Origin of the sequence: Streptomyces sp. N35 (assembly GCF_016464295.1) — a bacterium.
Classification (GTDB): domain Bacteria; phylum Actinomycetota; class Actinomycetes; order Streptomycetales; family Streptomycetaceae; genus Streptomyces.
The window spans coordinates 49791-75012 of record NZ_JAEIMH010000042.1 but is presented as its reverse complement, the minus strand read 5'-3'; the positions used below and the strand labels follow the sequence as shown (position 1 = coordinate 75012).

The 25222-nt window shown below is 69.9% G+C and carries 26 protein-coding genes and 4 tRNA genes; 19 read left to right on the top strand and 11 right to left on the bottom strand.

Annotation, left to right across the window (positions count from 1 at the left end; genetic code table 11):
• The 3 genes from JAO81_RS23120 to JAO81_RS23110 all read right to left on the bottom strand — a co-directional run bounded on the left by JAO81_RS23120 (position 1) and on the right by JAO81_RS23110 (position 259).
• Positions 1-71, bottom strand: a tRNA-Val gene (locus JAO81_RS23120).
• Between the two features lies 1 nt (position 72).
• Positions 73-146 (bottom strand) — tRNA-Cys (locus tag JAO81_RS23115).
• Between the two features lie 40 nt (positions 147-186).
• Positions 187-259, bottom strand: a tRNA-Gly gene (locus JAO81_RS23110).
• Positions 260-412: 153 nt separating this feature from the next.
• Here JAO81_RS23110 and JAO81_RS23105 point away from each other — a divergent pair.
• The 3 genes from JAO81_RS23105 to JAO81_RS23095 all read left to right on the top strand — a co-directional run bounded on the left by JAO81_RS23105 (position 413) and on the right by JAO81_RS23095 (position 3147).
• Positions 413-1450: a chorismate-binding protein gene (locus JAO81_RS23105; protein WP_199549830.1), complete on the top strand. Its 1038-nt coding sequence runs from the start codon at positions 413-415 to the stop codon at positions 1448-1450.
• Entirely contained in the window at positions 1447-2262 is an 816-nt protein-coding gene (locus tag JAO81_RS23100) for an aminotransferase class IV (protein WP_199549829.1), read from the top strand. Before JAO81_RS23105 ends, JAO81_RS23100 begins: the two co-directional genes overlap by 4 nt.
• A 63-nt stretch (positions 2263-2325) precedes the next feature.
• Positions 2326-3147, top strand: a complete 822-nt coding sequence (locus JAO81_RS23095; RefSeq protein ID WP_199549828.1) for a GNAT family N-acetyltransferase — start codon at positions 2326-2328, stop codon at positions 3145-3147.
• A gap of 5 nt (positions 3148-3152) precedes the next feature.
• On the opposite strand, the gene JAO81_RS23090 is transcribed toward JAO81_RS23095, so the two are convergent.
• A complete protein-coding gene (locus JAO81_RS23090; protein ID WP_199549827.1) occupies positions 3153-3668 on the bottom strand; it encodes a DsbA family protein in 516 nt (171 codons plus the stop codon).
• 178 nt (positions 3669-3846) lie between these two features.
• On the opposite strand from JAO81_RS23090, the gene JAO81_RS23085 reads away from it, so the two are divergent.
• Both JAO81_RS23085 and JAO81_RS23080 read left to right on the top strand, forming a co-directional pair.
• Complete coding sequence (locus JAO81_RS23085; protein WP_199549826.1) at positions 3847-4293, top strand: hypothetical protein; 447 nt, start codon at positions 3847-3849, stop codon at positions 4291-4293.
• Positions 4294-4435: 142 nt separating this feature from the next.
• Positions 4436-4615: a hypothetical protein gene (locus JAO81_RS23080; RefSeq protein WP_199549825.1), complete on the top strand. Its 180-nt coding sequence runs from the start codon at positions 4436-4438 to the stop codon at positions 4613-4615.
• Between the two features lie 56 nt (positions 4616-4671).
• Here JAO81_RS23080 and JAO81_RS23075 read toward each other — a convergent pair whose 3' ends face one another.
• Positions 4672-5238, bottom strand: coding sequence for a CGNR zinc finger domain-containing protein (locus JAO81_RS23075; protein WP_199549824.1), 567 nt, complete (start codon positions 5236-5238; stop codon positions 4672-4674).
• A 266-nt stretch (positions 5239-5504) separates the two neighbouring features.
• Positions 5505-5918, bottom strand: coding sequence for an SsgA family sporulation/cell division regulator (locus JAO81_RS23070; RefSeq protein ID WP_003959770.1), 414 nt, complete (start codon positions 5916-5918; stop codon positions 5505-5507).
• Positions 5919-6109: 191 nt separating this feature from the next.
• Between JAO81_RS23070 and JAO81_RS23065 the strand changes: the two genes are divergently transcribed.
• On the top strand, positions 6110-6583 hold the full coding sequence (locus JAO81_RS23065; protein WP_199549823.1) for a TIGR02611 family protein: 474 nt from the start codon (positions 6110-6112) through the stop codon (positions 6581-6583).
• Positions 6584-6645: 62 nt separating this feature from the next.
• Positions 6646-6717, top strand: a tRNA-Val gene (locus tag JAO81_RS23060).
• Positions 6718-6769: 52 nt separating this feature from the next.
• Here JAO81_RS23060 and JAO81_RS23055 read toward each other — a convergent pair.
• Positions 6770-7495, bottom strand: a complete 726-nt coding sequence (locus JAO81_RS23055) for a 3'-5' exonuclease (RefSeq protein ID WP_199549822.1) — start codon at positions 7493-7495, stop codon at positions 6770-6772.
• A 217-nt stretch (positions 7496-7712) separates the two neighbouring features.
• On the opposite strand from JAO81_RS23055, the gene JAO81_RS23050 reads away from it, so the two are divergent.
• The 3 genes from JAO81_RS23050 to thrS all read left to right on the top strand — a co-directional run bounded on the left by JAO81_RS23050 (position 7713) and on the right by thrS (position 11582).
• Entirely contained in the window at positions 7713-8279 is a 567-nt protein-coding gene (locus tag JAO81_RS23050; RefSeq protein WP_165330512.1) for a DUF4365 domain-containing protein, read from the top strand.
• Entirely contained in the window at positions 8276-9487 is a 1212-nt protein-coding gene (locus JAO81_RS23045) for a hypothetical protein (protein ID WP_199549821.1), read from the top strand. Before JAO81_RS23050 ends, JAO81_RS23045 begins: the two co-directional genes overlap by 4 nt.
• A gap of 115 nt (positions 9488-9602) precedes the next feature.
• Entirely contained in the window at positions 9603-11582 is a 1980-nt protein-coding gene (gene thrS / locus JAO81_RS23040; protein ID WP_199549820.1) for a threonine--tRNA ligase, read from the top strand.
• Between the two features lie 119 nt (positions 11583-11701).
• Here the strand turns inward: thrS and JAO81_RS23035 are convergent, their stop codons facing one another.
• Positions 11702-12364: a potassium channel family protein gene (locus tag JAO81_RS23035; protein ID WP_199549819.1), complete on the bottom strand. Its 663-nt coding sequence runs from the start codon at positions 12362-12364 to the stop codon at positions 11702-11704.
• A gap of 67 nt (positions 12365-12431) precedes the next feature.
• Between JAO81_RS23035 and JAO81_RS23030 the strand changes: the two genes are divergently transcribed.
• Entirely contained in the window at positions 12432-12992 is a 561-nt protein-coding gene (locus JAO81_RS23030; protein WP_199549818.1) for an HIT domain-containing protein, read from the top strand.
• A 207-nt stretch (positions 12993-13199) separates the two neighbouring features.
• Here JAO81_RS23030 and JAO81_RS23025 read toward each other — a convergent pair whose 3' ends face one another.
• Positions 13200-14876, bottom strand: coding sequence for a hypothetical protein (locus tag JAO81_RS23025; protein ID WP_199549817.1), 1677 nt, complete (start codon positions 14874-14876; stop codon positions 13200-13202).
• 233 nt (positions 14877-15109) lie between these two features.
• A complete protein-coding gene (locus tag JAO81_RS23020) occupies positions 15110-17317 on the bottom strand; it encodes an elongation factor G-like protein EF-G2 (RefSeq protein WP_199549816.1) in 2208 nt (735 codons plus the stop codon).
• A 285-nt stretch (positions 17318-17602) separates the two neighbouring features.
• Here JAO81_RS23020 and pgsA point away from each other — a divergent pair, with 285 nt between their 5' ends.
• The 4 genes from pgsA to JAO81_RS23000 are packed head-to-tail and all read left to right on the top strand — an operon-like array spanning position 17603 to position 20798.
• Complete coding sequence (pgsA, locus tag JAO81_RS23015) at positions 17603-18328, top strand: phosphatidylinositol phosphate synthase (RefSeq protein ID WP_233415777.1); 726 nt, start codon at positions 17603-17605, stop codon at positions 18326-18328.
• On the top strand, positions 18328-19257 hold the full coding sequence (locus tag JAO81_RS23010) for a phosphatidylinositol mannoside acyltransferase (protein ID WP_199549815.1): 930 nt from the start codon (positions 18328-18330) through the stop codon (positions 19255-19257). Before pgsA ends, JAO81_RS23010 begins: the two co-directional genes overlap by 1 nt.
• Complete coding sequence (locus JAO81_RS23005) at positions 19254-20417, top strand: glycosyltransferase family 4 protein (RefSeq protein ID WP_199549814.1); 1164 nt, start codon at positions 19254-19256, stop codon at positions 20415-20417. The genes JAO81_RS23010 and JAO81_RS23005 overlap by 4 nt, the downstream gene beginning before the upstream one ends.
• 3 nt (positions 20418-20420) lie before the next feature.
• Positions 20421-20798, top strand: a complete 378-nt coding sequence (locus JAO81_RS23000) for a hypothetical protein (RefSeq protein WP_374194334.1) — start codon at positions 20421-20423, stop codon at positions 20796-20798.
• Positions 20799-20840: 42 nt separating this feature from the next.
• On the opposite strand, the gene JAO81_RS22995 is transcribed toward JAO81_RS23000, so the two are convergent.
• Positions 20841-22067 carry a hypothetical protein gene (locus JAO81_RS22995; protein WP_199549813.1) on the bottom strand — a complete coding sequence of 409 codons (1227 nt, stop codon included), beginning with the start codon at positions 22065-22067 and terminating at the stop codon, positions 20841-20843.
• A gap of 72 nt (positions 22068-22139) precedes the next feature.
• Here JAO81_RS22995 and JAO81_RS22990 point away from each other — a divergent pair, with 72 nt between their 5' ends.
• The 4 genes from JAO81_RS22990 (at position 22140) to JAO81_RS22975 (ending at position 25156) form a co-directional block, all read left to right on the top strand.
• Positions 22140-22685, top strand: coding sequence for a hypothetical protein (locus JAO81_RS22990; RefSeq protein WP_199549812.1), 546 nt, complete (start codon positions 22140-22142; stop codon positions 22683-22685).
• 144 nt (positions 22686-22829) lie between these two features.
• Positions 22830-23747 carry a pyridoxal 5'-phosphate synthase lyase subunit PdxS gene (pdxS, locus tag JAO81_RS22985; RefSeq protein ID WP_374194333.1) on the top strand — a complete coding sequence of 306 codons (918 nt, stop codon included), beginning with the start codon at positions 22830-22832 and terminating at the stop codon, positions 23745-23747.
• A 5-nt stretch (positions 23748-23752) separates the two neighbouring features.
• Entirely contained in the window at positions 23753-24355 is a 603-nt protein-coding gene (gene pdxT / locus JAO81_RS22980) for a pyridoxal 5'-phosphate synthase glutaminase subunit PdxT (protein WP_199549810.1), read from the top strand.
• Between the two features lie 48 nt (positions 24356-24403).
• Positions 24404-25156, top strand: coding sequence for a YebC/PmpR family DNA-binding transcriptional regulator (locus tag JAO81_RS22975; RefSeq protein WP_199549809.1), 753 nt, complete (start codon positions 24404-24406; stop codon positions 25154-25156).
• Positions 25157-25222 lie beyond the last annotated feature (66 nt).

The following is a 25222-nucleotide window of genomic DNA, read 5'->3' as shown; positions in this document are numbered from 1 at the left end:
GCGCGATACTGGGATTGAACCAGTGACCTCTTCCGTGTCAGGGAAGCGCTCTCCCGCTGAGCTAATCGCGCTTGGAGGTGGAGACGGGATTTGAACCCGTGTAGACGGCTTTGCAGGCCGTTGCCTCGCCTCTCGGCCACTCCACCAGGAGTGTGGGGGTTCGGGAAGGATCCCCCTGCTCTTCCGAGCGAACGACGAGGTTCGAACTCGCGACCTCAACCTTGGCAAGGTTGCGCTCTACCAACTGAGCTACGTTCGCCTGCTCCCCGGGGGCTTTCGCGTCCCGGCGACGTGTTGAACTGTAGCGGATTCCAGGGCCAGTACAAAAACTCGTTTACGCAGCGTGCTGCCCTGCCACCGGCTCGCGGCGGCCCCGGGGCGAGCCCGGAGAGCCGGTCATAGACTCGCAGCCGTGCATGACCCCGCTCCCATGGCGCGCCTCGGCGGCCTCATCGCCACCGATCTGCGCGATGTCACCAGTGATCCCGCAGCCCTCGACTCCACCGGCTTCTGGGCCGTCTCGGCCGACTTCGAGGGCCGTCTCGTCTGCGCCCGCTTCGGCGACGTACGCGAGGCGCCCCCGGTACGTACGGGGCGCTGGCAAGGGCCATCGGCGGACGCCTGGACGTCTTCCCTGGACCGCGCGGCCTACACCGCGGGTGTACGGCGCATCCGCGAGCACATCGCGGCCGGCGAGGTCTACCAGGCCAACCTCTGTCGCGTCCTGAGCGCTCCCGTCGGCGCCGACGCCGACGTGGACGCGCTCACGGCCGAGCTCGCGCATGGCAACCCGGCTCCGTACGCGGGCACGATCCGGCTTCCGCAACATGGCGTGGAGATCGCCACGGCCTCCCCGGAGCTCTTCCTGCGCCGTGCCGGGCGGATCGTCGAGTCCGGGCCGATCAAGGGCACGGGGCGCACCGAGGCGGACCTCCTGGACAAGGACCACGCCGAGAACGTCATGATCGTCGATCTCGTACGCAACGACCTCGGCCGGGTGTGCGCGACCGGCACGGTGACCGTCCCCGAGCTGTGCGTGGTCGAGAAGCATCCGGGGCTCGTCCATCTCGTGTCGACCGTGCGCGGGGACCTGGCCGAGGGAGCCGGGTGGCCCGAGCTGTTCGCCGCGACCTTCCCGCCGGGATCGGTCACCGGGGCGCCCAAGTCGAGTGCGCTGCGGATCATCGAGGACCTGGAGACGGCGCCCCGCGGCCCGTACTGCGGCGGGATCGGCTGGGTGGACGCGGACCGGGGGGCAGGCGAACTGGCCGTCGGTATCCGCACGTTCTGGATCGACCGCGCCGAGGGCGTGCTGCGCTTCGGCACCGGTGCGGGCATCACCTGGGGTTCCGACCCCGAGCGTGAGTGGCAGGAGACCGAGCTGAAGGCGTCGCGCCTGCTGGCCGTAGCATCGGGAACGTACGGCGCAAGCGGAGGGAACCACGCGTGAAGATCTGGCTCGACGGCGCACTGCGGGAACACGACGAGGCACGGGTCTCCGTCCTCGACCACGGACTGACCGTCGGCGACGGGGTCTTCGAGACCGTGAAGACGGTCGAGGGGAAGGCCTTCGCGCTCACCCGCCACCTCGACCGGCTCGCCCGCTCCGCCCGCGGTCTCGGCCTGCCCGAGCCCGACCTCGACGAGGTGCGCCGCGCGTGCGCCGCGGTGATCGAGGCCAACCCGGTGGCGCTCGGCCGGCTGCGCATCACGTACACCGGCGGAATCTCCCCGCTCGGATCCGACCGCGGCGACGTCGGCCAGACCCTCGTGGCCGCCCTCGGCGAGACCTCCCGCAGGCCGGACAGCACCGCTGTGATCACGGTGCCGTGGACCCGTAACGAGCGGGGCGCGCTCACGGGCCTGAAGACCACGTCGTACGGGGAGAACGTCGTCGCCCTGGCCCGCGCCCATGAACGGGGCGCCAGTGAGGCGCTGTTCGCGAACACCGTGGACCGGCTCTGCGAGGGCACGGGCTCCAACGTCTTCGTCGTGCTCGGCGGCGAGATCCACACCCCGCCCGTCGCTTCCGGCTGTCTCGCGGGCATCACCCGGGCCCTCGCGGTCGAGTGGACCGGCGCCCAGGAGACCGACCTGCCCTTCGAGGTCCTGGCCGAGGCCGACGAGATCTTCCTGACCTCGACCCTGCGCGACATCCAGGCCGTCCACCGCGTCGACGACCGTGAGCTGGTGCCGGGACCGGTCACGGCCAAGGCGATGCGCGTCTTCGACGAGCGCGCCGCGGACGACCTGGATCCGTGAGCCGTCGGCCGAAGACCGGCCGGGGGATGACGCAGCGCCCCGGCCCTGGGTAGAACTCCTGTGATGACCACGACCCTGCGGCCCACCGCGCCGCTCCACCGCAGCGCCGACGGCGCCCGCTCCCGCCCGTTCCAGGTCTGCGTGAACAGCAGGCCCGTCGGCGCCATCGAGCTCGCCACCCACCCCGCGTACGGCCCGACCGTGGGCCAGATCCGCTCGCTGCACATCGACGAGCCGGACCGGCGGCGCGGCCGCGGCACGGTGGCCGCCCTCGCGGCCGAAGAGGTGCTGCGCGGCTGGCGCTGCACACGGGTGGAGGCGCAGATACCGGCGGACGCGGGGACGGCCCTGCGCCTGGCCGGTGCCCTCGGCTACGTCGAGCGCAACCGCGGGATGGCGAAGGACCTCACCGGCCCCGCGCCCGCGCTGCCGGAGGGATACCGCGCACGTCCGATGGCCGAGGACGAGTACCCGGTCTGGCTCTCCGACACCAAGATCAAGTACGCCAGGACGTGGATGGACCGCGGCGTACCCGAGGAGCAGGCCTACGCCAAGTCCGAGAGCGACCATGCCCGCCTGCTGCCCGACGGCCTCGGTACGCCGGACATGTGGTTCACCTGCCTCCTGGACGGCGACGACGTGGCGGGCATCATCTGGGTCGCCGGCCAGGAGGAGGGCCGCTACGTGTACTGGGTGCAGGTCGAGGAGGCGTACCGCGGCCGGGGCCACGGCCGCACCCTGATGCTCCTCGCGGAGCGCGAGGCCCGCGAAGCGGGCGCCGAGCGCATCGCGCTGAACGTCTTCTCGGACAACACACCGGCCCGCCGGCTCTACGAATCCCTCGACTACCGGCCGGTCTCACACAGTGTGTACAAGCCGCTCTGAGCGCCCTAGGCGGCCAGGAGCCGGTCCGCGATCGTCTCGATGCGCTCGCGCAGACCCTCCTGGCTCTGTCCGCCGTCGAGGCGCTCGCCGTCGATGACGTACGTGGGCGTGCCGGTCACACCGATCGCCTTGCCCTCGGCCTGGTCCGCGTCCACGATCAGGGTGTGCCGGCCGTCGATCAGCGCCGTGTCCAACTCCTCGGCGTCCAGGCCCAGTTCGCGCGCCACGTCGAACAGAACCTGTTCGCCGGCCGAGTCGAACTCCGCGACCCGGGCGAGGACCGCCTCCACGAACGGCCAGCCCTGCCCCTGGTCGAGGGCTTCCTCGGCGGCCTGGGCGGCGGCGTAGGCGTGCTTGTGCTTGTCCAGCGGGAAGTGGCGCAGACGCAGCTCGAGCCGGTCGCCGTACCGCTCGCGCAGGGCGCGCAGATCATCGAGGGCGGTGCCGCAGTCGGAGCACTGGAGCTCGCACCAGACGTCGAGCACGGGACGGGCGGGGCTTGCGGGGGCGGAGTCGTTCATGGGGCCAGTCTCCCAGGGGCGGCCGCGCCGGCCCAACCCGGACCTGCGGAGGAGATGAACCCCGAGTTCTCCCTGAGGTGGCTCCGGATCGTGGCCCCGGAGCCCGGGAACGGTGCACGATGGAGGGGACCGCCGCGCGGATATCCGCCGACGACCGCACCCATCGCTGGAGGGCCGGATGCTTGCCGAGACCATCTGTTCCGCCGTGTCCGCGGCAGGCCTGGGCATCGCCGCGATCACCGCGTACCGCAAGCGATTCCTGGCCGCGACCAGGATCGCCGCCTACTCGCTCGTTCCGGTCGGGCTCGTGATGACCGGCGTGGTCGAGTGGGTCTCCGACCTGGTCTTCAAGCCGTCCACCTGGGTCGGCGTCGGAATTCTGGGGCTGTCCTGGGTCCTGTTCATGACCAGCCGCGCCGTCGAACGGCGTACGGGCGTGGGCGGGCGCAAGGAGCGCAAGGCCGCGAAGGCGAGCGGTCGCGAGGCGGCGGTCGAGCCCAAGGCCTCGGCCCCTTCGCTCGGCGCGGGGCGCACCGGCGCCCAGCCGGTGACCCGCCCGAAGTCGACCGAGCAGGCCGAGGACTTCAGCGACATCGAGGCGATCCTCAAGAAGCACGGCATCTGACAGGGGCGCGCGTCCGGCCGTACACCCCCGCACCCGGCGGTCACGGGTGTCCGCACAGGTATACGCGAATCGGCGAACTCCCCACACGAAAGGGTGTGTTGAGGCCCACGGGGCCCATCGGGTGCGTCATCATCGCCCCGAGATGAACACCACCCAGGGCGAGGCCTCCGCGCCCCCCACGAATCCGCCGACAGTTCCCGCTCCCGCCTCCGAACAGCGCGGCTGTCTCTTCGCTCTCTCCCAGCCACCGCTGATGATCTTCCTGGGCGTGATCGGCTGCCTGCTCCTTGCCGCTGCCATGCACGACCTGTTCCTGCTCTGACGCGGTTGTCCGGGAGGGCCGGTCTGTTCCCGCTCTGACGCAGGCGCCCGGGAGGGTCAGCCCGCCGCTTCCTTGCGCCGGGCGCGGTAGGCGGCCACATGCAGCCGGTTCCCGCAGGTACGGCTGTCGCAGTACCGCCGCGAGCGGTTACGGGACAGGTCCACGAAGGCCCGTCGGCAGTCCGGCGCCTCGCAGCGCCTGAGGCGCTCCTGCTCACCCGCGACCACGAAGAACGCCAGGGCCATCCCGCAGTCCGCCGCGAGGTGGTCCGCGACCGAGGCGCCGGGCGCGAAGTAATGCACATGCCAGTCGAAGTCGTCGTGGTCGGTCAGCTGCGGTGTGGTGCCGGCCGAGGCCACCAGCTCGTTGATCAGCGCCGCCGCCCGGGCCGCGTCCTTCGCCGCGAACACCTCGCAGAACCGGTCGCGGATCCCCCGCACCGCCGAAAGATCCCGGTCGGTGAGCACACCCACGCCGCTGATGTCGTGATCCCGCACGAAGTCCTCGAGATCGGCGATCAGGGAAAGACCATCGACCCCGTCGGAGCCCTCTTCGTCGGGCGCCGTGTTCACAAGATCGACCACGGCGTCCAGCGCACACCGGGTGTCGTGGGTGATCAGCACATTCGCTCCCTGCGATGAAGGCCGGACCGCTGCCCGCCGATTGCTGGCCGATGCTAGCGGCTGTCCCCGCGGCGGACCCCTGCCCGCCTGCCCAGGCCCGCTCCGGACATGCGCGGTGCCTGGATATGCGGTGCTTGTGCCAGAAAACAACGGCGCCGCCCCCGCGGAGGTTCCCGCGGCGACGACGCCGTTCACTGCCCGTATGCGGTTGTCGATGCCCGGACCGTCTCCCCGAGTGGACGGCGCCGGGCTGCTCCCAGGCTGGCTCAGCTCTCGGCCAGGATGTGCGAGAGCTCCGTATCCAGATCGAAGTGACGGTGTTCGGTGCCCGGGGGCACAGCGGCGTCGGTCCTCTTCAGGAACGACTCCAGGGCCCGCGCCGGGGCCTCGAGCAATGCCTCTCCTTCCGGGGAGCTCAGGGCGATGCAGACGACGCCCTGACCGTGGCTGCGGGATGGCCAGACACGGACGTCACCGGTGCCGGTGGGCCGGTGCAGGCCCTCGGCGAGGAGATCGCGGGCGAAGACCCACTCGACGGTCTCCTCCGCTCCGGTGTGGAAGGTTGCGTGCACGGCGTAGGGATCGGCCGTGTCATACCGCAGTCCTGCGGGTACAGGCAGTGAGGACTCGCTCGACACAACGAGGCGCAGGTGCAGCTCGCAGCTGACCGTGGTGTTCATAAGCGCCAGGGCCTTTCGCTCAGTGTGCGCTCGGGGATTCGCACGTCGGCGAAATCGACATGCCACCTACGGTGCCGTTGTAAACCCCTCTGAGGGATTTGAGTCGGTTTTGGTAGCTCGTACAGCGGAGTCCCGGTTCGAGCGATAGAGCCATTCCAGTGAACGGTTTCTGTCCGGTAATGTTTGGCGGCATGAATACGGGGAGTAACGGCCAGGACGAAGCCGTCGGCGCAGCGGCGCAGAAGGACGGCGAAAACGAGGTACACGAGGTACTGGGGACGACCGTGACCGAGGAGGGGCTCGGGTCCAAGGCCCCCGCGTTCATCCAGGCACGCAGGGCGCTGCACCTGAGCTGGCAGGTCGGCGTCTTCGTCGTCGGCCTCGCCGTCGTGATCGCCGGCATCATCATGCTGCCGCTTCCGGGGCCCGGGTGGGTCGTGATCTTCGGTGGCATGGCGATCTGGGCCACTGAGTTCGTCTGGGCCCAGCTGGTGATGCGCTGGACGAAGCGCAAGCTCACGGAGGCGGCGCAGCGCGCGCTCGACCCGAAGGTGCGGCGGCGCAACATCATCCTGACGAGCGTCGGCCTGGTGATCATCGGCGTGCTGCTCGGCATCTACCTGTGGAAGTTCGGCTTCACCATGCCGTGGAAGATCGACGAGTGAACCGCTGAGTGCCGGGGTGGTCCGGGGCGCCCCTGACGTGCGGTAAAGTTCTTCCTGCGCCCGGGCGATTAGCTCAGTGGGAGAGCGCTTCGTTCACACCGAAGAGGTCACTGGTTCGAACCCAGTATCGCCCACCCGGAAGAAGGCCGGTCCGTCATCGACGGACCGGTTTTTTCGTGTACGGGATCAAGCCGCAGCGGGCATGTCCGGGCGGAGCGGCCAGGCCGGGTCCACCACCTCCATGGTGCCGCTGCGGGCGAACCAGGCCTGCAGGCCCCGGGCCTGGCCCGCGTGCCACACCGCCGGGAGCGAGTGCGGCTCGGCGGGGTTGAGGCGCCCGAGACGGGCCGCGAAGCGCCGGCCTATCGCGCGGATGACATCCAGGGAGGCCCGGGCGTCGGCGGCCGCGTCGTGCGCGCCCGTCAGCTCCACCTCGTAGTGCTCGCACAGATCGGTCAGCGTGCGACGGCCCTTGCGGTAGCGGTCCAGATGCTTGTCGAGGACGCGTGGGTCGAGCACGCACAGCGGGTGGTTCTCCAGATAGCGGCCGAGCGAGGATGCGCGGTGGCGGCGTAACTCGCGGTCCAGGAGCGTGAGATCGAACGGCGCGTTCATCACGACCAAGGGCCGTCCCGAGGCGTTGAGTTCGGCCAGCTCGCGGGCGATCTCCTCCATCACGGGGGAGGGCCAGCGGCCGTTGCGCTGCAGATGGTCGTCGGTCAGACCGTGGACTTCCGTGGCGCCCGCGGGCACCGGTACACCCGGGTTGACCAGCCAACGGATCGTCCGCGCCCGGGCGCCCGCCGAGTCCTGCACGACGATCGCGGCGGACACGATGCGGTCGTTCTCCACGTCCACGCCGGTGGTTTCCGTGTCGAAGGCGGCCAGGGGTCCCTCGTACCAGCACGTCATAGTGATGCAACTCCCTGTTCACTCCTGGCAGATGATGCGCTACCCCTGCCCCGACCTGGTGATGCCCGGACCGTTTGCGGCGTATGCCGACCGGTCACAACACAAGTGACGGAAACGGCAGTTGACCGCCCGTCGCGGGAGAATCTTTACTTTTCGATCACTCTGGCTTTCCTCGGGGGAGTCAGAGGCCGGCCCCACCCCGGAAGGCTCGTCGATCATGGCGCTCGCGCAGCCCGAAAACAGTGGGCTGCTGCCCGAGCGGACCGCACCGCTGCGCGGCACCCTCGCCACCACCGCCTGTATGGAGACGCTGCAGGTGGGATATCTGCACGCCGTCGCGGCCGCGGCGGGGTGCTCGCTGTCGCAGCCCTTTCCGGACAACGGGATCGACTGGCACGTCAGCCACAGCGCGCCGGGGCACGCGATCGACGACGAGGTCACCATCAAGGTGCAGCTCAAGGCCACGTACCAGATCGCGCCCAACCCCCCGGGCTCCGCCTTCTCGTTCACGCTGGACAACGAGCATCTGGCGAAGCTGGCCCGCACCCCCGTCTCGGTGCACAAGATCCTGGTGGTGATGCTCGTGCCGCGCTCCCAGGAGGACTGGCTGAGAGCGAGCCATGACCGGCTCGATCTACGCCACTGCTGCTACTGGGTCAACCTCGCCGGCCATCGGATCACCGGCCGGCGCCGGACCACCGTACGCATACCGACCACGCGGATATTCGACGACCGGGCGCTCTGCGAAATCATGACGCGGGTCGGGACGGGAGGCAGGCCGTGACGCAGCACCGTTCGGCCGATGAACCGCTGCGGCCGCACCCGGTCGACGGGTTCGAAACGGCCCCCGCTACGCGGGTAGACCCCGCCGTGCTCCGTGAGCTGCTCGACCGGCACGGCTGGCGGCGGCGCGGTGGCGCCGTCGGGCGCTATGCACGGTGGACACCGCCCGGCGGGTCTTCCGGTACGAGTCTGCTGGTGCCCGAGAGCCGGGCCTTTCCGGACAGCGAGGACCTGCTCGACGAGGCGCTGCTCGCGCTGTCGCGCAGCGCCGCTCCGTCCGCACGCGATGTGCTCGTGGCGCTCGCGCTGCCGAGCGACGAGGTCCGCTGGTCGCGCGATGTACCGGCCGGGCCCGCGGGCACCGCGCCCTGGACGGTCGAGGAGGAACTGCGGGGCGCCCCGGGGAAGATGCTGCCCGCGGGGGCGGTGGGGGTGCGGGGACGCGGCGGGTACTACGGGGCGCGGCACCGGCGGCCGGCCGCCGGATCGCTGAGCGAGCTCCTGGTCGGACCCGCGCCCGGCGGCCGTGAACTGACGGCGTTCGTGCCCGTCGGGACCGGCCGCGCGCTCGTCGTACGGCTGCATCACGCGCTGTACGCGGCCAGAGAGGCCATCGACTACCAGCGGGCCACCGGCGGGATGGAGGCCTTCGACACCGCGATCGAGGCCGGGGTCAGCCAGGAGCTCACCGAGGCGGTCGTCGCGCTGGTGCGTGGCACCGAGGGGGCGCGGGTCACCTTCGCGTGGGCGCCGGCGGCCGGGGTGCCCGAGGGGTGTGCGCCGCGGCCCGAGGCGGTGGAGTTCTCGCCCGGTGATCTTCCGGTGCTGCGGGAGGCGGGGGCACGGTTCCTGCGTGCGGAGCCCGCTCTGCCGGTACGGATCACCGGGACCGTCGTACGGATGCGGCGCAACGGACCGCGGGGCACGGGCACGGTGCGGCTGCGGGTCATCGCGGGGGCGGACGTGCCGCACGTGCGGCTGAGCCTGGACGAGGAGGCGTACCGGATCGCGGGCAGTGCGCATCTGGTCGGGCTGCCGATCCGGGTCAGCGGGCGGCTCGAGAGCCGGGGCGGGTTCCGGCGGCTGACCGGGGCGTCGGATGTGGTGCCGGTGCAGGTGGACGAGGCTGTACGGGACCGGATGATGAAGTCGCTGCAGGAGAACCTCGACTTCTTCGAGGAGGCGTGCAGCGGCGAGGACGGGGACTGAGCGCGGGTTGCGGGGGAGCGGGTAGCCGTTTCGCGATCGGTGGGGTCGGCTCGGTACGATTCGATCTGCGTGGCCATTCGTACGGCGACGCGACCCCTTCACCTAGGAGAGACCCGTGTCTGACGTCCGTGTGATCATCCAACGCGATTCCGAGCGGGAAGAACGCGTGGTGACTACGGGCACTACGGCCGCGGAACTCTTCGCCGGCGAGCGCACCATCGTCGCCGCCCGGATCGCGGGCGAGCTCAAGGACCTCGCGTACGAGCTGTCCGACGGTGACGAGGTCGAGGCTGTCGAGGTCTCGTCCGAGGACGGTCTCAACATCCTGCGCCACTCCACCGCGCACGTCATGGCGCAGGCCGTGCAGGAGCTGTTCCCCGACGCGAAGCTCGGTATCGGTCCGCCCATCAAGGACGGCTTCTACTACGACTTCGACGTCAAGGAGCCCTTCACCCCCGAGGACCTCAAGCGCATCGAGAAGAAGATGCAGGAGATCCAGAAGCGGGGGCAGCGCTTCTCGCGCCGCGTCACCACGGACGAGGACGCCCGCGTAGAGCTCGCCGACGAGCCGTACAAGCTGGAGCTCATCGGTCTCAAGGGCAATGCCGCGCAGGCCGCCGACGGCGCGGACGCCGAGGTGGGCGCCGGCGAGCTCACCATCTACGACAACCTGGACGCCAAGACCGGTGACCTGTGCTGGAAGGACCTCTGCCGAGGCCCGCACCTGCCCACCACCCGTGTCATCCCCGCGTTCAAGCTGATGCGCTCGGCCGCCGCGTACTGGCGCGGCAGCGAGAAGAACCCGCAGCTGCAGCGGATCTACGGCACCGCCTGGCCGTCCAAGGACGAGCTGAAGGCGTACCTGGACTTCCTGGTCGAGGCCGAGAAGCGCGACCACCGCAAGCTGGGCGCGGAGCTCGACCTGTTCTCCTTCCCGGAGGAGCTCGGCCCCGGTCTCGCGGTCTTCCACCCCAAGGGCGGTGTGATCCGCAAGGTCATGGAGGACTACTCGCGCAAGGCGCATGAGACCTCCGGCTACGAGTTCGTGAACACCCCGCACATCTCGAAGGAGAAGCTCTTCGAGATCTCGGGTCACCTGCCGCACTACGCGGAGGGCATGTTCCCGCCCATCGAGTTCGACGAGCAGAACTACCGCCTCAAGGCGATGAACTGCCCGATGCACAACCTGATCTTCAAGTCCCGGGGCCGCTCGTACCGTGAACTGCCGCTGCGGCTCTTCGAGTTCGGCACCGTCTACCGGTACGAGAAGTCCGGTGTCGTACACGGTCTGACCCGCTCGCGCGGCTTCACCCAGGACGACTCGCACATCTACTGCACCAAGGAGCAGATGCCGCAGGAGCTGGACACGCTTCTGACCTTCGTGCTCGATCTGCTGCGGGACTACGGTCTGACCGAGTTCGAGCTGGAGCTGTCCACCCGCGACGAGTCCGACAAGTTCATCGGTAGCGACGAGGACTGGGCGGAGGCCACCGAGGCGCTGCGGCTCGCGGCCGAGAAGCAGAACCTGCCGCTGGTCGCCGACCCGGGTGGTGCCGCGTACTACGGGCCCAAGATCTCCGTGCAGGTCAAGGACGCGATCGGCCGGTCCTGGCAGATGTCGACCATCCAGGTCGACTTCAACCAGCCCAAGCGCTTCAACCTCGAGTACACCGCGGGCGACGGTTCGCGCCAGCAGCCGGTGATGATCCACCGCGCGCTGTTCGGCTCGATCGAGCGGTTCTTCGGTGTGCTGCTCGAGCACTACGCGGGTGCGTTCCCGGCGTGGCTCGCGCCCGTGCAGGCCGTCGGCATCCCGATCGGTGACGCGCACGTCTCCTACCTGGAGGACTTCGCGGCCAAGGCGCGCGAGAAGGGCCTGCGGGTCGAGGTCGACTCGTCCTCGGACCGGATGCAGAAGAAGATCCGTAACCAGCAGAAGGCCAAGGTGCCCTTCATGGTCATCGCGGGCGACGAGGACATGAACGCCGGTTCGGTGTCCTTCCGTTACCGCGACGGCTCCCAGGAGAACGGCATTCCGGTCGACGAGGCCATCGCGAAGATCGCGAAGGCGGTCGAGGAGCGGGTGCAGGTCTGATCCGCCGCTTTTCCCGTACGAGTTCTTCCGTACGAGCATTTCTGTACGAGAATTTCCGTACGAGTTTTCTGTACGAGGCCCTGGGTGTTCCGCCCGGGGCCTCGTGCCGTTCGCGGGGGTCAGCGGCGGCTGCGGGCCCTGCGCTTCGCGTCCTCCAGTGTGAAGACCTGGATCAGCCAGGACGAGAACGAACCGGTCACCGCGCCGAGCAGCCCCAGGCCGCAGGCCATCAGGCCGACGGCGACGAGACGGCCGACCGGCGTCACGGGCGCCATGTCGCCGTAACCGACGGTCGACAGCGTGGTGCAGGTCCACCAGACCGCGTCGCCGAAGGTGCGGATGTCCGCGCCGGGTGCGAGGCGTTCGTGGTGGTAGACGGCCAGCGCGCCGGCGAAGCCGAGCAGCAGGACCGACAGACCGGCGTAGACCATCACGCGTGCGTACAGGCTCAGCCGCGGTTCGCCGTGGCGCATCTGGATGGCCTCGTAGAGCCGTACGACGCGCAGCGGCCGCAGCAGAGGCAGCAGCAGGACCAGGGTTTCCAGCCAGTGGGTGCGGATGTACTTCAGGCCGCTCCCGTTCATCCGCCAGCGCACCGCATAGTCCACGGCGAACAGCGCCCAGGCGCCGAGGATCACCGCCAAGAAGAAGTCGCGCCATCCCTGGGACATGCCGGGCACCAGAACCTTCGTGGCATAGGCGCCGAGGAACAGCATCGAACCGATGGCGAGCGGGATCTCGGTGCGCCTTCGCCAGCGCTCCTGCGGGCTGTCGTCTTCCATCGGGCCAGCTTCGCCGGAGCGGTCGGCGGGAGGGCCCCGGCGACACGCTCCGAACGGGCGAAGCCATATGCTGCACAGCATGACGAGTGAGCCGGAGCAGCAGATCGGAGTGGGGACCAAGGACGCGTTCCAGCGCCTGTGGACGCCCCATCGGATGGCCTATATCCAGGGCGAGAACAAGCCCACAGGGCCGGGCGCCGAGGACGGCTGTCCCTTCTGCTCGATTCCGGCGAAGTCCGACGAGGACGGCCTTGTCGTGGCGCGTGGCGAGCAGGTGTACGCGGTGCTCAACCTGTACCCGTACAACGGCGGCCATCTGATGGTCGTGCCCTACCGGCACGTCGCGGACTACACCGAGCTGACCGGCCCCGAGACCGCCGAACTCGGCGAGCTCACGAAGCAGGCGATGAGCGCGCTGCGTGTCGCTTCGGGCGCGCACGGGTTCAACATCGGGATGAACCAGGGGACCGTGGCCGGCGCCGGTATCGCGGCCCATCTGCACCAGCACATCGTGCCGCGCTGGGGTGGCGACACCAACTTCATGCCGGTGGTCGGGCACACCAAGATCCTGCCGCAACTCCTCGCCGATACGCGCAAGATGCTGGCGGACGCCTGGCTGGTGGGCTGAGAGCTTTTACAGCGTGCGTTTGGCCGGTGGGCTGAAAACCTCCACCGCGTGCGTCTGGCCCGTGGGCTGAGGGGCCTTTACCGCGCGCGCCTGGCCGGCGGGCCGAGGGGCCTTCATGGCGTGGGCTCGGCCGGCGGACCGAGTGGCGTGAGCCCAACGACGTGACCTGCGGGCCCGGTTGGTGATGCGCCGGGCCCGCAGTCATGATCACGCGTCGTACACATCCGCCTTGCGCGGCGTCGGGTCCTGGACCAGTCCGCTGAGGATGAGGGAGCGGTTGTCCCAGCGCTCGGTGTCCACGCCGTTCTCCTGGAGCACCTTGAGCGCGGAGGCATGCACCACCCGCAGCACCGGCGTCGCGGTGCGCAGGGCGTCGTCGGCCATGAAACGGTGCCGCCACGGCTTGTCGGCCCACGCGTGCCGCAGGCCGAAGGGCTCGGGCAGCACCAGCTTGCCGCCGAGGAAGTCGAGGATCGGCGGGTACCAGGTGAAGGGCGCCCGCGCCGCGAGCCGGACCACGTCGGTGGTGCTCACCAGCGGCTGCTTGACCTCCTTGGTCTCCCAGAACCTGACGGTCTTCGCGACTTCCTTGACCTTGGCCTTCGGCTTGGTGGTGAACAGGGCGTGCACCGGACCCAGCGCATGCCCGGTGACCTCGATCCGCAAGGTGTGATGCAGCACGGTGACGGTGATCAGCATGGTGATCACCAACTGGCCGTCCCACAGCCTGAACTGCACGCCCAGGTAGTGGCGGTCACCGCTGCCGAACTGCTGCTCGTTGCAGATCCGCTGTATCTCATGGCCCTTGATCTGGTACGCCTCGACGTCGGTGCCCTTGGGGCGCGCGACCTCCTTGGCGTTCTCCCCGACGGGCGTGACGATCCAGTGGCGTATCGACGGGGTGGGGAAGCCGCCCGTGTGCAGCGGGCCGCGCTCCAGGAGCCGCAGCTGGTCATGGATCGCGCGGATGACGTCCCAGCTGCGGAAGGGGTGGATCTCCGCCCCCGGCTCGCGCGGTGTCAGCTCCTCGGCGAGCTGCCAGCTGCCCCAGCGGGTGCCCATGCCGAGGATGCCCTTGGGGCCCGCGTAGAACACCGAGTTGGACTGCTGCTCGGCGGTGAGGTGGGCCAAGCCCTGGCGCAGGCGCTCGGCCGCCGTCTCGTTGGGGTTGGTGGGCACCGCCTCCGGGATCTTCGCGCCGATTCCACCGCCGGCGAGGAGGCTCTCCCAGCGCAGACGCATGTCTCTGGCCGTGCGCTCGCATATCTGCTTGGCGAGCAGCCAGCCGATCACCGGCGCCACGATCATGGCACGCAGATAGAGACCGGCGATCCCCGTGAACGGCAGCCGGATCAGAAAGAGCAGCAGCAGGCCGCCGGCGCCCACGAGCACCGCAGTGGACAGCGCCTGGGCGCGCTTGTCCTTCTGGTCGCTGATCCATTTCCGGGCCTGGAAGATCAGCAGCCAGATCAGCAGCCCCGGCAGGAACAGCGCGCCGAACACACCCATCACCACAGTGAGTTGGGAGTCCCGCTGCTTGCGGATGCGGGTGGCCGCCAGGCAGTGCTCGACCACGGCCTGCGGTTCGGTGCCGAAGGACTGGATCAGCGGCTTACGGGCGCCGCCGAGCATCCGCACCTGGACGGCCCGTGAGAAGGCCTCGCCCAGGTCCGGCTTGAAGAGCGACAACTTGCCCTTCGTTATCTCGGACTTGTGCCACTCGCTGTTCGCCTTGAGCAGCTCGTCGACTTCGGTGTCCCGGTACGCGGCCGAGGCCAGGGCATGCGTCGCCGCGGTCTCGCCCGCGGCGCCCGAAAGAGGCACCTGGGCACCGGGCCTGAAATCGAAGCCCGAGCCGAAATTGTTCGCCACTGCCGCCCCCATCGCCGCATCGCTGCTTCTGCGGCCTTCCCGACTTCCCTGCCCGGCACACCTTTTGACTTGCCATCAGGCAGTGGTCCACAGGTCGGATGCGCAGATCAACAATGTATCGGGCGGCGACGAGAGGTGTCCGGGCCTGTGGAAAACCTGCCCTGCGGTTATCCACAGGTTCCACGGACCGCCCGCGCCGAGAGGGGAACGACGCGGGCGGCTGTCACCTGGCCGGGCAGACGGCCTCAGCTCGAACTCTCCGCCTCCTCCCGCAACTTGGCGGCCTGCTGCGGAGGCATCGGCTCATGGCGCGCATAGCGCCGGCTGAAGCGCCCGGTTCCGTGCGAGAGCGAGCGCAGATCCACCGCGTACCGCCCGATCTCGATCTCCGGCACCTCGGCCCGTACGAGCGTGCGCCCGCCCGGCGACTGTTCGGTGCCGACCACGCGCCCGCGCCGGCCGGACAGATCGCTCATCACGGCGCCCACATAGTCGTCCGCGACCAGGATCTGCACCTCGCTGACCGGTTCGAGGAGATGGATCGTCATCCCCGCCGCCGCCTCCCGCAAGGCCAGCGCACCCGCCGTCTGGAACGCGGCGTCGGAGGAGTCCACCGAGTGCGCCTTGCCGTCGAGCAGCGTCACCCGGACGTCCACCAGCGGATACCCCAGCGCGACGCCTCGCGTGGCCTGGGCCCGTATGCCCTTCTCGACGGACGGGATGAACTGCCTCGGCACCGCGCCCCCGACGACCTTGTCGACGAACTCGATGCCCGCGCCCCCCGGCAGCGGCTCCACCTCGATCTCGCAGATCGCGAACTGACCGTGTCCGCCGGACTGCTTCACATGCCGCCCGCGCGCCGCCGCTTTGCCCGCGAAGGTCTCGCGCAGCGACACCTTGTGCGGGACGACGTCGACCTGTACACCGAACCGGTTCCGCAGCCGCTCGAGGGCGACATCGGCATGGGCCTCGCCCAAGCACCACAGGACGACCTGGTGGGTGTTCTGATTCTGCTCGAGACGCATCGTCGGATCCTCGGCGACCAGCCGCGAAAGACCCTGCGAGAGCTTGTCCTCGTCCGGTTTGCTGTGCGCCTGGATGGCCAGCGGCAGCAGCGGGTCCGGCATGGTCCACGGCCGCATGAGGAGCGGCTCGTCCTTGTGGGACAGCGTGTCCCCGGTCTCGGCCCGGCTCAGCTTCGCCACACAGGCCAGGTCTCCCGCGATGGCCTTGGTGAGGGTGCGCTGCTGTTTGCCGAACGGCGAGGACAGGGCGCCGATCCGCTCGTCCACGTCATGGTCCTCATGGCCGCGGTCGGCCAGGCCGTGGCCCGAGACATGCACGGTCTCGTCGGGACGCAGGGTCCCCGAGAAGATCCGTACGAGAGAAATCCGCCCCACATACGGGTCGGAGGAGGTCTTCACGACCTCGGCGACGAGCGGACCCTCCGGATCGCACGCGGCCACCTCGCGCGGCGCGCCGGACGGAGTGGTCACCTCGGGGGCCGGGCGTTCCAGGGGGGTGGGGAAGCCGCCCGTGATCAGTTCGAGGAGCTCCACCGTGCCCAGCCCCTGTTTGGAGCCCTCGGCCGCGGGCGCGGCGGCGAGCACCGGGTGGAAGATGCCGCGGGCCACCGCGGTCTCCAGATCCCCCACGAGGGTCTTGAAGTCGATCTCCTCACCGCTCAGATAGCGGTCCATCAGGGACTCGTCCTCGCTCTCGGCGATGATCCCCTCGATGAGCCGGTTACGCGCCTGCTCGATCAGCGGTAATTCGTCACCGGACGGCGGGCGCTCCTTGCGCTCGCCGGACGAGTAGTCGAAGACCTTCTGCGAGAGCAGCCCGATCAGGCCGTGCACGGGCGCGTGTCCATCGGCACCCGCCTCGCCGTGCAGCGGCAGATAGAGCGGCAGTACGGCATCGGGGTCGTCGCCGCCGAAGGTCTCGGCGCAGGCCCGGGTCATCTGCTCGAAGTCGGCCCGAGCGGCCTCCAGGTGCGTGATCACAATGGCGCGCGGCATCCCGACGGCCGCGCACTCGTCCCACACCATGCGGGTGGCGCCCGAGATGCCTTCCGTACCCTCCGCTGCCGAGACAACGAAAAGGGCCGCGTCCGCCGCTCGCAGACCGGCCCGCAGTTCCCCGACGAAATCCGCGTATCCGGGAGTGTCGAGGAGGTTGATCTTGATGCCGCCCCATTCGACGGGTACGAGGGACAGCTGGACCGAGCGTTGCTGACGATGCTCGATCTCGTCGTAGTCGGAGACGGTGCCGCCGTCCTCCACACGGCCCGCCCTGTTCACTGCCCCCGCGCTGAGTGCGAGGGCCTCCACCAGAGTCGTCTTGCCGCAGCCGCTGTGGCCGACCAGCACCACATTCCGTACTGAAGCGGGGTGGTCGGCCGTCAGAGCCCTGCCGGCGGCCCCAGGGTGTGCATTTGCCTTGTCGCCCATGCCTTGCCTCCCGGGTTTCTTGCACGGTGAGGGGAAGGGCGCGGACACGCGGAAACCGCGTGCTGGATCAGGCTCGAATGGGCCGGCGGCTTCGGCGACGCCCGCGGTGCCTTCGAGCTTTCCACTCAGGTCTTCCTGCGTCCATACGTCGTACGTGATCGCCCGGGTGCGCGTGCGACCGGGGCTCCGCGGGTGGAGGGGGCCGCCCCGTGACTACGATGGGCCAGCCGGTGGCCGCAGGGGCCGCGCGGCCCGCCACCCCCCTTGGGAAGAGGCTCGAAGGCCATGCTGAACAAGTACGCGCGTGCGTTCTTCACGCGTGTTCTCACGCCGTTCGCCGCGTTTCTGCTCCGCAGGGGGGTCAGCCCCGACGCGGTCACCCTGATCGGGACGGCCGGTGTGGTGGCGGGTGCGCTGTGGTTCTTCCCGCGCGGGGAGTTCTTCTGGGGCACCATCGTCATCACTCTGTTCGTGTTCTCCGACCTGGTGGACGGGAACATGGCGCGCCAGGCCGGCATCTCGAGCCGCTGGGGCGCCTTCCTCGACTCGACGCTCGACCGGGTCGCCGACGGTGCGATCTTCGGCGGCTTCGCGCTCTGGTACGCGGGCAAGGGCGACGACAACATCCTGTGCGCGGTCGCCATCTTCTGTCTGGCGAGCGGCCAGGTCGTCTCGTACACGAAGGCGCGTGGCGAATCGATCGGCCTGCCCGTCGCGGTGAACGGACTGATCGAGCGCGCCGAACGTCTGGTGATCTCGCTGGTCGCGGCCGGTCTAGCGGGTCTGCACACATTCGGCGTGCCGGGGATCGACGTCCTGCTGCCGATCGCGCTGTGGATCGTGGCCGTCGGCAGCCTGGTCACGCTCGGCCAGCGTGTCGTGACGGTGCGCCGGGAGTCGGCTGAGGCGGACGCCGCGGCGGCCGAGGCCTCCGTACAGGAGAGCGCGGCCGTGCAGGAGAGCACGGCGACGGGGAACGAAAACGCGGCACGGGGGAGCGAGACGGCCTGATGAGCAAGACGACGGAGAAGCTGACGGACACGCTGTACGGGCTCGGCTGGGGGACGGTCAAGAAGCTCCCCGAACCCGTCGCGGTCCGCCTGGGACGCACCATCGCCGACATCGCGTGGAAGAAGCGCGGCAAGGGCGTGCAGCGGCTCGAGGCCAACTACGCACGGGTCGTGCCGGACGCGAGCCCGGAGCGGCTCGCGCAGCTGTCCAAGGCGGGCATGCGCTCGTACATGCGGTACTGGATGGAGTCCTTCCGGCTGCCCACCTGGTCAGCGGAGCGTGTCCGCGAGGGCGTGGAACTCGAGGACGTCCACCGTCTGACCGACGCCCTGGCCTCCGACAGGGGCGTGGTCTTCGCGCTGCCGCACCTGGCCAACTGGGACCTCGCCGGCGCCTGGCTCACCACCGCGCTGAACACGCCGTTCACCACCGTGCAGGAGCGGCTCAAGCCGGAGTCCCTGTACGACCGGTTCGTGGCCTACCGCAGCAGTCTCGGCATGGAGGTCCTGCCGCACACGGGCGGGTCCGCCTTCGGGACGCTCGCCCGGCGGCTGCGCGCGGGAGGTGCGGTGTGCCTCGTCGCCGACCGCGATCTGTCCGCGTCCGGTGTCGAGGTGAAGTTCTTCGGCGAGACCGCACGGATGCCCGCGGGCCCGGCGATGCTCGCGCAGCAGACGGGTGCGCTGCTGCTGCCGGCGACGCTCTGGTATGACGACACGAACGTGATGAAGGGCCGTATCCACGCGCCCATCGACATCCCCGAGACAGGTACGCGGGCCGAGAAGACGTCCTCGATGACGCAGGCCCTGGCCGACGCCTTCGCCACGGGTATCGCCGACCACCCGGAGGACTGGCACATGCTGCAGCGGCTGTGGCTCTCGGACCTCGACCCCGAGAAGGCGCCACGCCCCGGGAAGGGCACTCAGTGAAGATCGGCATCGTCTGCCCGTACTCGTGGGACGTGCCGGGCGGCGTCCAGTTCCATATCCGCGACCTCGCCGAGCATCTGATCCGGCTCGGTCACGAGGTGTCGGTGCTCGCCCCGGCCGACGACGACACCCCGCTGCCGCCCTACGTGGTGTCGGCGGGCCGTGCCGTTCCTGTGCCGTACAACGGGTCGGTGGCGCGGCTCAGCTTCGGTTTCCTGTCGGCCGCCCGGGTGCGCAGGTGGCTGCACGACGGCACGTTCGACGTGATCCACATCCACGAGCCGGCCTCGCCCTCGCTCGGGCTGCTCACCTGCTGGGCCGCGCAGGGGCCGATCGTCGCGACCTTCCATACGTCCACCGCCCGGTCGCGGGCCATGGTCGCCGCGTATCCGATCCTGCAGCACGCCCTCGAGAAGATCAGCGCGCGGATCGCGGTCAGCGAGTACGCGCGCCGCACGCTGGTCGAGCACCTCGGCGGCGACGCGGTGGTCATCCCCAACGGTGTCGACGTGGACTTCTTCGCGCGGGCCGAGCCCAAGGCGGAGTGGCAGGGCGGCACGATCGGCTTCATCGGCCGGACCGCCGAGCCCCGTAGGGGACTCCCCGTCCGGATGAGGGCGCTGCCCAGGATCCGGGCGGAGCTGCCGGAGACCCGGCTCCTCGTCGCGGGGCGTGGCGACGAGGAGGAGGCCGTGGCCTCGCTGCCGGCCGAGATGCGCTCGCGCGTCGAGTTCCTCGGCATGGTCAGCGACGAGGACAAGGCGCGGCTGCTTCGCAGTGTCGATGTGTACGTCGCGCCCAACACCGGAGGCGAGAGCTTCGGCATCATCCTCGTCGAGGCCCTGTCCGCGGGGGCGCCGGTGCTCGCCTCCGACCTGGACGCGTTCGCACAGGTCCTGGACCAGGGGGGGGCGGGCGAACGGTACACCAACGAGCACGCGGACGCGCTGGCCGCGGCCGCGGTGAAGCCCCCCGGCGCCGCCGCCCGCCGCGCCGAGCTCAGCGAACGGGGCAGCGCCCACGTCCGCCGCTTCGACTGGTCGACGGTCGGCGCGGACATCCTCGCGGTGTACGAGACGGTGACGGACGGCACGACATCGGTCGCGGCGGACGAACGCTCCACGGGGCTGCGTGCGCGGTTCGCGCGGGCGCGGGACTGAGCGGTGCGGCACTGCTGCACGGCCATGACGCGTCATCTCGCGCACGAGTGCCAGGCGCATCCGGACCCGTACGACTGCCCTGATGCGCTCGCGGGCTTCAGCGCGAAGTTCGCCGAGTACGGCCTGATCATCCACGACGGCAGCCGGGCGAGCAGCACGATCGCATACTGCCCGTGGTGTGGGGCCCGGCTGCCGGCCTCGCAGCGCGACCGCTGGTTCGACGAGTTGGAGCGGGCCGGTATCGACCCGTGGCGGGACAAGGTCCCGCCCGAGTTCGAGGACGGGCGCTGGATGCAGGGCGTCTCAGGGGACGGCTGGCGGCGCTGTGGCAGGCTCGCCGTCGAATGGGAGCGACTGCCGAGCCGGCCCACTTCGGCGTGAGCTGCGGCCACATCTCACCTCGGCGTCAGCAGTGGCCACACCTCACCTCGGCGTCAGCAGCGGCCACACCTCCGCGGCCGCCTGTTCGCCCCAGACCGGGTCGCCGTGTCCGTACCCGGGGACGACCTGGAATGTGACGTGGCGGTTGCCGTTACGGCGGATCAGGTCCGCGCCCAGGGGGTGGTCGCCGCGGCCCAGCTCCATGTTGATCCAGACGACCTCGGCGCGGATCCGGTCCCAGGCGATGCGGTACGTGGCGTCGTCGCCGGCCCAGATCGCGCACAGGTCGCGCAGCAGGGCGTGCGGGACGAGGCCGCTGCCCAGGGCCGCCGTGGCCTCGCCCCATACCGGCAGCGGGCTGTGCGCGAGCGTGAAGCGGTCCTCGGCGGGCGAGGCCCCGAAGGTGTACGTGCCCGCGGCGTGGCCCTGGCGGTAGATCCAATTGGCCGGTCCCGGAAGGGTGTTGGTGCGGATCAGGGCGTAGTGGGCGAGACCGGCGTTGGTGAAGCGGGTCGTGGGATCGACGGGGCGCGGCACCGGGCTCGCGCCGTCCGGGTCGGACAGCGCGCGGGCGAGCAGGCCCTTGAGCCCTGGGTCGTTGACGTACGAGCCCTGGTCGATCAGGGACCGGAACGTGTCGCGCGCCTGCCCGGCCCGCACCGCCAGATCCCCTGCGTAGGGGCCGGTGGTGTCCAGGACGACGACCCGTTCAAGACGCCGGCCGCCCCCGCGACCTGCCAGGTCGAGCGCGAGCGCCGCGCCCGCCGAGTGGCCGATGAGCTGGTACGGAAGCCGGAGCCCCGCGCCCCCGGTATCGACCACGCGGCGGGCGCCCACGCGGTGCGCGGCCAGGCCCCGGCCGGCGCCGATGTCGGCGGCTGCGGCGAGGTCCTCGCGCGGAGTGATGCCGATGACGAGGTGACCGAGCCGGCGCAGATGGTGGGCGAGGTTGCGCTCGCGCGGGGTGAAGAAGTTCGCTGTGAAGTTCAGGCCGCCGCCGGGCAGCAGATAGGCGAGCGAACGCGGCCGCTGTGCCGTGTCGGCGACCACGTCCACGGCGTAGGGCACGCCGTCGTCCTCGATCAGGAACCTGGTGCGGGTCCAGCCGATGCCGCGGTCGACGACGGTGGGTGCGACGCCCAGCGCATCGGCCATCGCACCGAGCCCAGCGGCCACCTCTCCGCGCACACCGGCTGCCGCCGCTCCGCCCCCCAACGCCGCCGTCGCCACGCCCATCGCGCCCGCGGCCAGCACCTTCCGCCTGTCCATGGAACCCCCTGAAGTCGTCCGGGCCGTCCGGCGTGAAAGAGCGACGCCCTGGTCCCGGTAGCCTTTCCGCCCGTGACCGTAACGCTGATCTGGATCGCCGTAGCCCTGTTCGCCATCGGCTTGTATCTGAGCTGGACCGCCGGGCGCCTCGACCGGCTGCACGCCCGGATCGACGCGGCACGGGCGGCACTTGACGCCCAGCTCCTGCGCCGGGCCTCGGTCGCACAGGAGCTGGCCACGTCCAACGTGCTCGATCCGGCGGCCTCGATCGTCCTGTACGAGGCCGCTCATGCCGCGCGCCAGGCCGAGGAGGAGCAGCGCGAGGTCGCCGAGAGCGATCTGAGCCAGGCCCTGCGCGCCGTGTTCGGGGACGCCGACCAGGTCGAGGCGGTACGCGAAGCACCCGGCGGCGTCGAGGCGGCGGAGGAGCTGGCCCAGGCGGTCCGCAGGGTGCCGATGGCGCGGCGCTTCCACAACGACGCCGTACGCGCGGCACGGGCGCTGCGGCGCCACCGCAAGGTGCGGCTGTTCCGTCTCGCGGGCCACGCGCCCTTCCCGCTGGCCTTCGAGATGGACGACGAACCGCCCGCCGCGCTGGCGGACCGGCCCGGGTCCTAGTCCCCGCGCCATCGGGGGCTTAGGTCCCTGACCAGGCAGTACGTCGCTCTCGTAGGGAAAAATGAGCCACCGGCTACCCATTGGCCCTTGTTGTGGACTGCTTCGGGGAGTTGGCTCGTAGTCACACCGTCTTCCTTCACTCCAGTGAGGTCATCCGTGGCTACCAGCACCCCCGAAACCCCCGCCACCGGCACCGCCCGCGTCAAGCGCGGCATGGCCGAGCAGCTCAAGGGCGGCGTCATCATGGACGTGGTCAACGCCGAGCAGGCGAAGATCGCCGAGGATGCGGGTGCCGTGGCCGTCATGGCCCTGGAGCGGGTGCCGGCCGACATCCGCAAGGACGGCGGCGTGGCCCGTATGTCCGACCCGAACATGATCGAAGAGATCATCGAGGCCGTCTCCATCCCGGTCATGGCCAAGTCCCGCATCGGCCACTTCGTCGAGGCGCAGATCCTGCAGTCGCTCGGCGTCGACTACATCGACGAGTCCGAGGTCCTCACCCCGGCCGACGAGGTCAACCACAGCGACAAGTTCGCGTTCACGACCCCGTTCGTCTGCGGCGCCACCAACCTGGGCGAGGCCCTGCGCCGTATCGCCGAGGGCGCGGCCATGATCCGCTCCAAGGGCGAGGCCGGCACCGGCAACGTCGTCGAGGCCGTGCGCCACATGCGCCAGATCAAGAACGAGATCGCGCGCCTGCGCGGCTACGACAACAACGAGCTGTACGCCGCCGCCAAGGACCTGCGCGCCCCGTACGAGCTCGTCAAGGAAGTCGCCGAACTCGGCAAGCTCCCCGTCGTGCTGTTCTCCGCCGGTGGCGTGGCCACCCCGGCCGACGCCGCTCTGATGCGTCAGCTCGGCGCCGAGGGCGTCTTCGTCGGCTCCGGCATCTTCAAGTCGGGTGACCCGGCCAAGCGTGCCGCCGCCATCGTGAAGGCCACCACCTTCTACGACGACCCGAAGATCATCGCGGACGCCTCCCGCAACCTGGGCGAGGCCATGGTCGGCATCAACTGCGACACCCTGCCCGAGACCGAGCGCTACGCGAACCGGGGCTGGTAGTCCCCATGGGAACCACTCCTGTCATCGGCGTCCTTGCTCTGCAGGGCGACGTACGGGAGCACCTCATCGCCCTGGCCGCGGCGGATGCCGTGGCCAGGCCGGTGCGGCGCCCCGAGGAGCTCGCCGAGGTCGACGCCCTGGTCATCCCGGGCGGCGAGTCGACCACGATCTCCAAACTGGCCGTCCTCTTCGGCCTGTTGGAACCCCTGCGTGAGCGCGTACGCGGCGGAATGCCGGTCTACGGCACGTGCGCCGGGCTGATCCTGCTCGCCAACAAGATCCTCGACCCGCGCTCGGGCCAGGAGACGATCGGCGGCATCGACATGATCGTGCGCCGCAACGCGTTCGGACGGCAGAACGAGTCGTTCGAGGCCGCGGTGGACGTCCAGGGTCTGGGCCCCGTCGAGGGCGTCTTCATCCGAGCCCCGTGGGTCGAGTCCGTCGGCGCCGAGGTCGAGGTGCTCGCCGAGCACGGCGGCCACATCGTCGCAGTACGTCAGGGCTGGTCGCTCGCCACGTCGTTCCATCCGGAGCTCACGGGCGACCACCGGGTGCACGGGCTGTTCGTCGAGATGGTCCGGGAGAAGGCGGCTGCCGGATCCCGGTAGGATCTCTGTCGTTCGTACAGAGATTGGTTACGCGAAGGAGACAGGCAGATGTCCGGCCACTCTAAATGGGCCACGACTAAGCACAAGAAGGCCGTGATCGATGCCAAGCGCGGCAAGCTCTTCGCGAAGCTGATCAAGAACATCGAGGTCGCTGCGCGTACGGGCGGTGCTGACATCGGCGGCAACCCGACGCTCGAAGACGCCATCACCAAGGCGAAGAAGAGCTCGGTCCCGAACAAGAACATCGACTCCGCGGTCAAGCGCGGCGCGGGCCTTGAGGCCGGCGGCGCCGACTACGAGACGATCATGTACGAGGGCTACGGTCCCAACGGTGTCGCGGTGCTCATCGAGTGCCTCACCGACAACCGCAACCGCGCCGCGTCCGACGTCCGCGTCGCCATGACGCGCAACGGCGGCAACATGGCCGACCCGGGCTCCGTCTCGTACCTCTTCCACCGCAAGGGCGTCGTGATCGTCCCCAAGGGCGAGCTGTCCGAGGACGACGTCCTCGGCGCGGTGCTCGACGCGGGCGCCGAAGAGGTCAACGACCTGGGCGAGTCCTTCGAGGTGCTCTCCGAGGCCACCGACCTGGTCGCGGTGCGCACCGCGCTCCAGGAGGCCGGGATCGACTACGACTCGGCCGACGCCAACTTCGTCCCGACCATGCAGGTCGAGCTGGACGAGGAGGGCGCACGCAAGATCTTCAAGCTGATCGACGCGCTCGAGGACAGCGACGACGTGCAGAACGTCTTCGCCAACTTCGATGTCTCCGACGAGATCATGGAGAAGGTCGACGCCTGATCCGTACCGAAGCGGGTGGGGGCCCGCGGGCATACCTCCCCCCCGCCCGCCCCCTCTCTCCCCCCC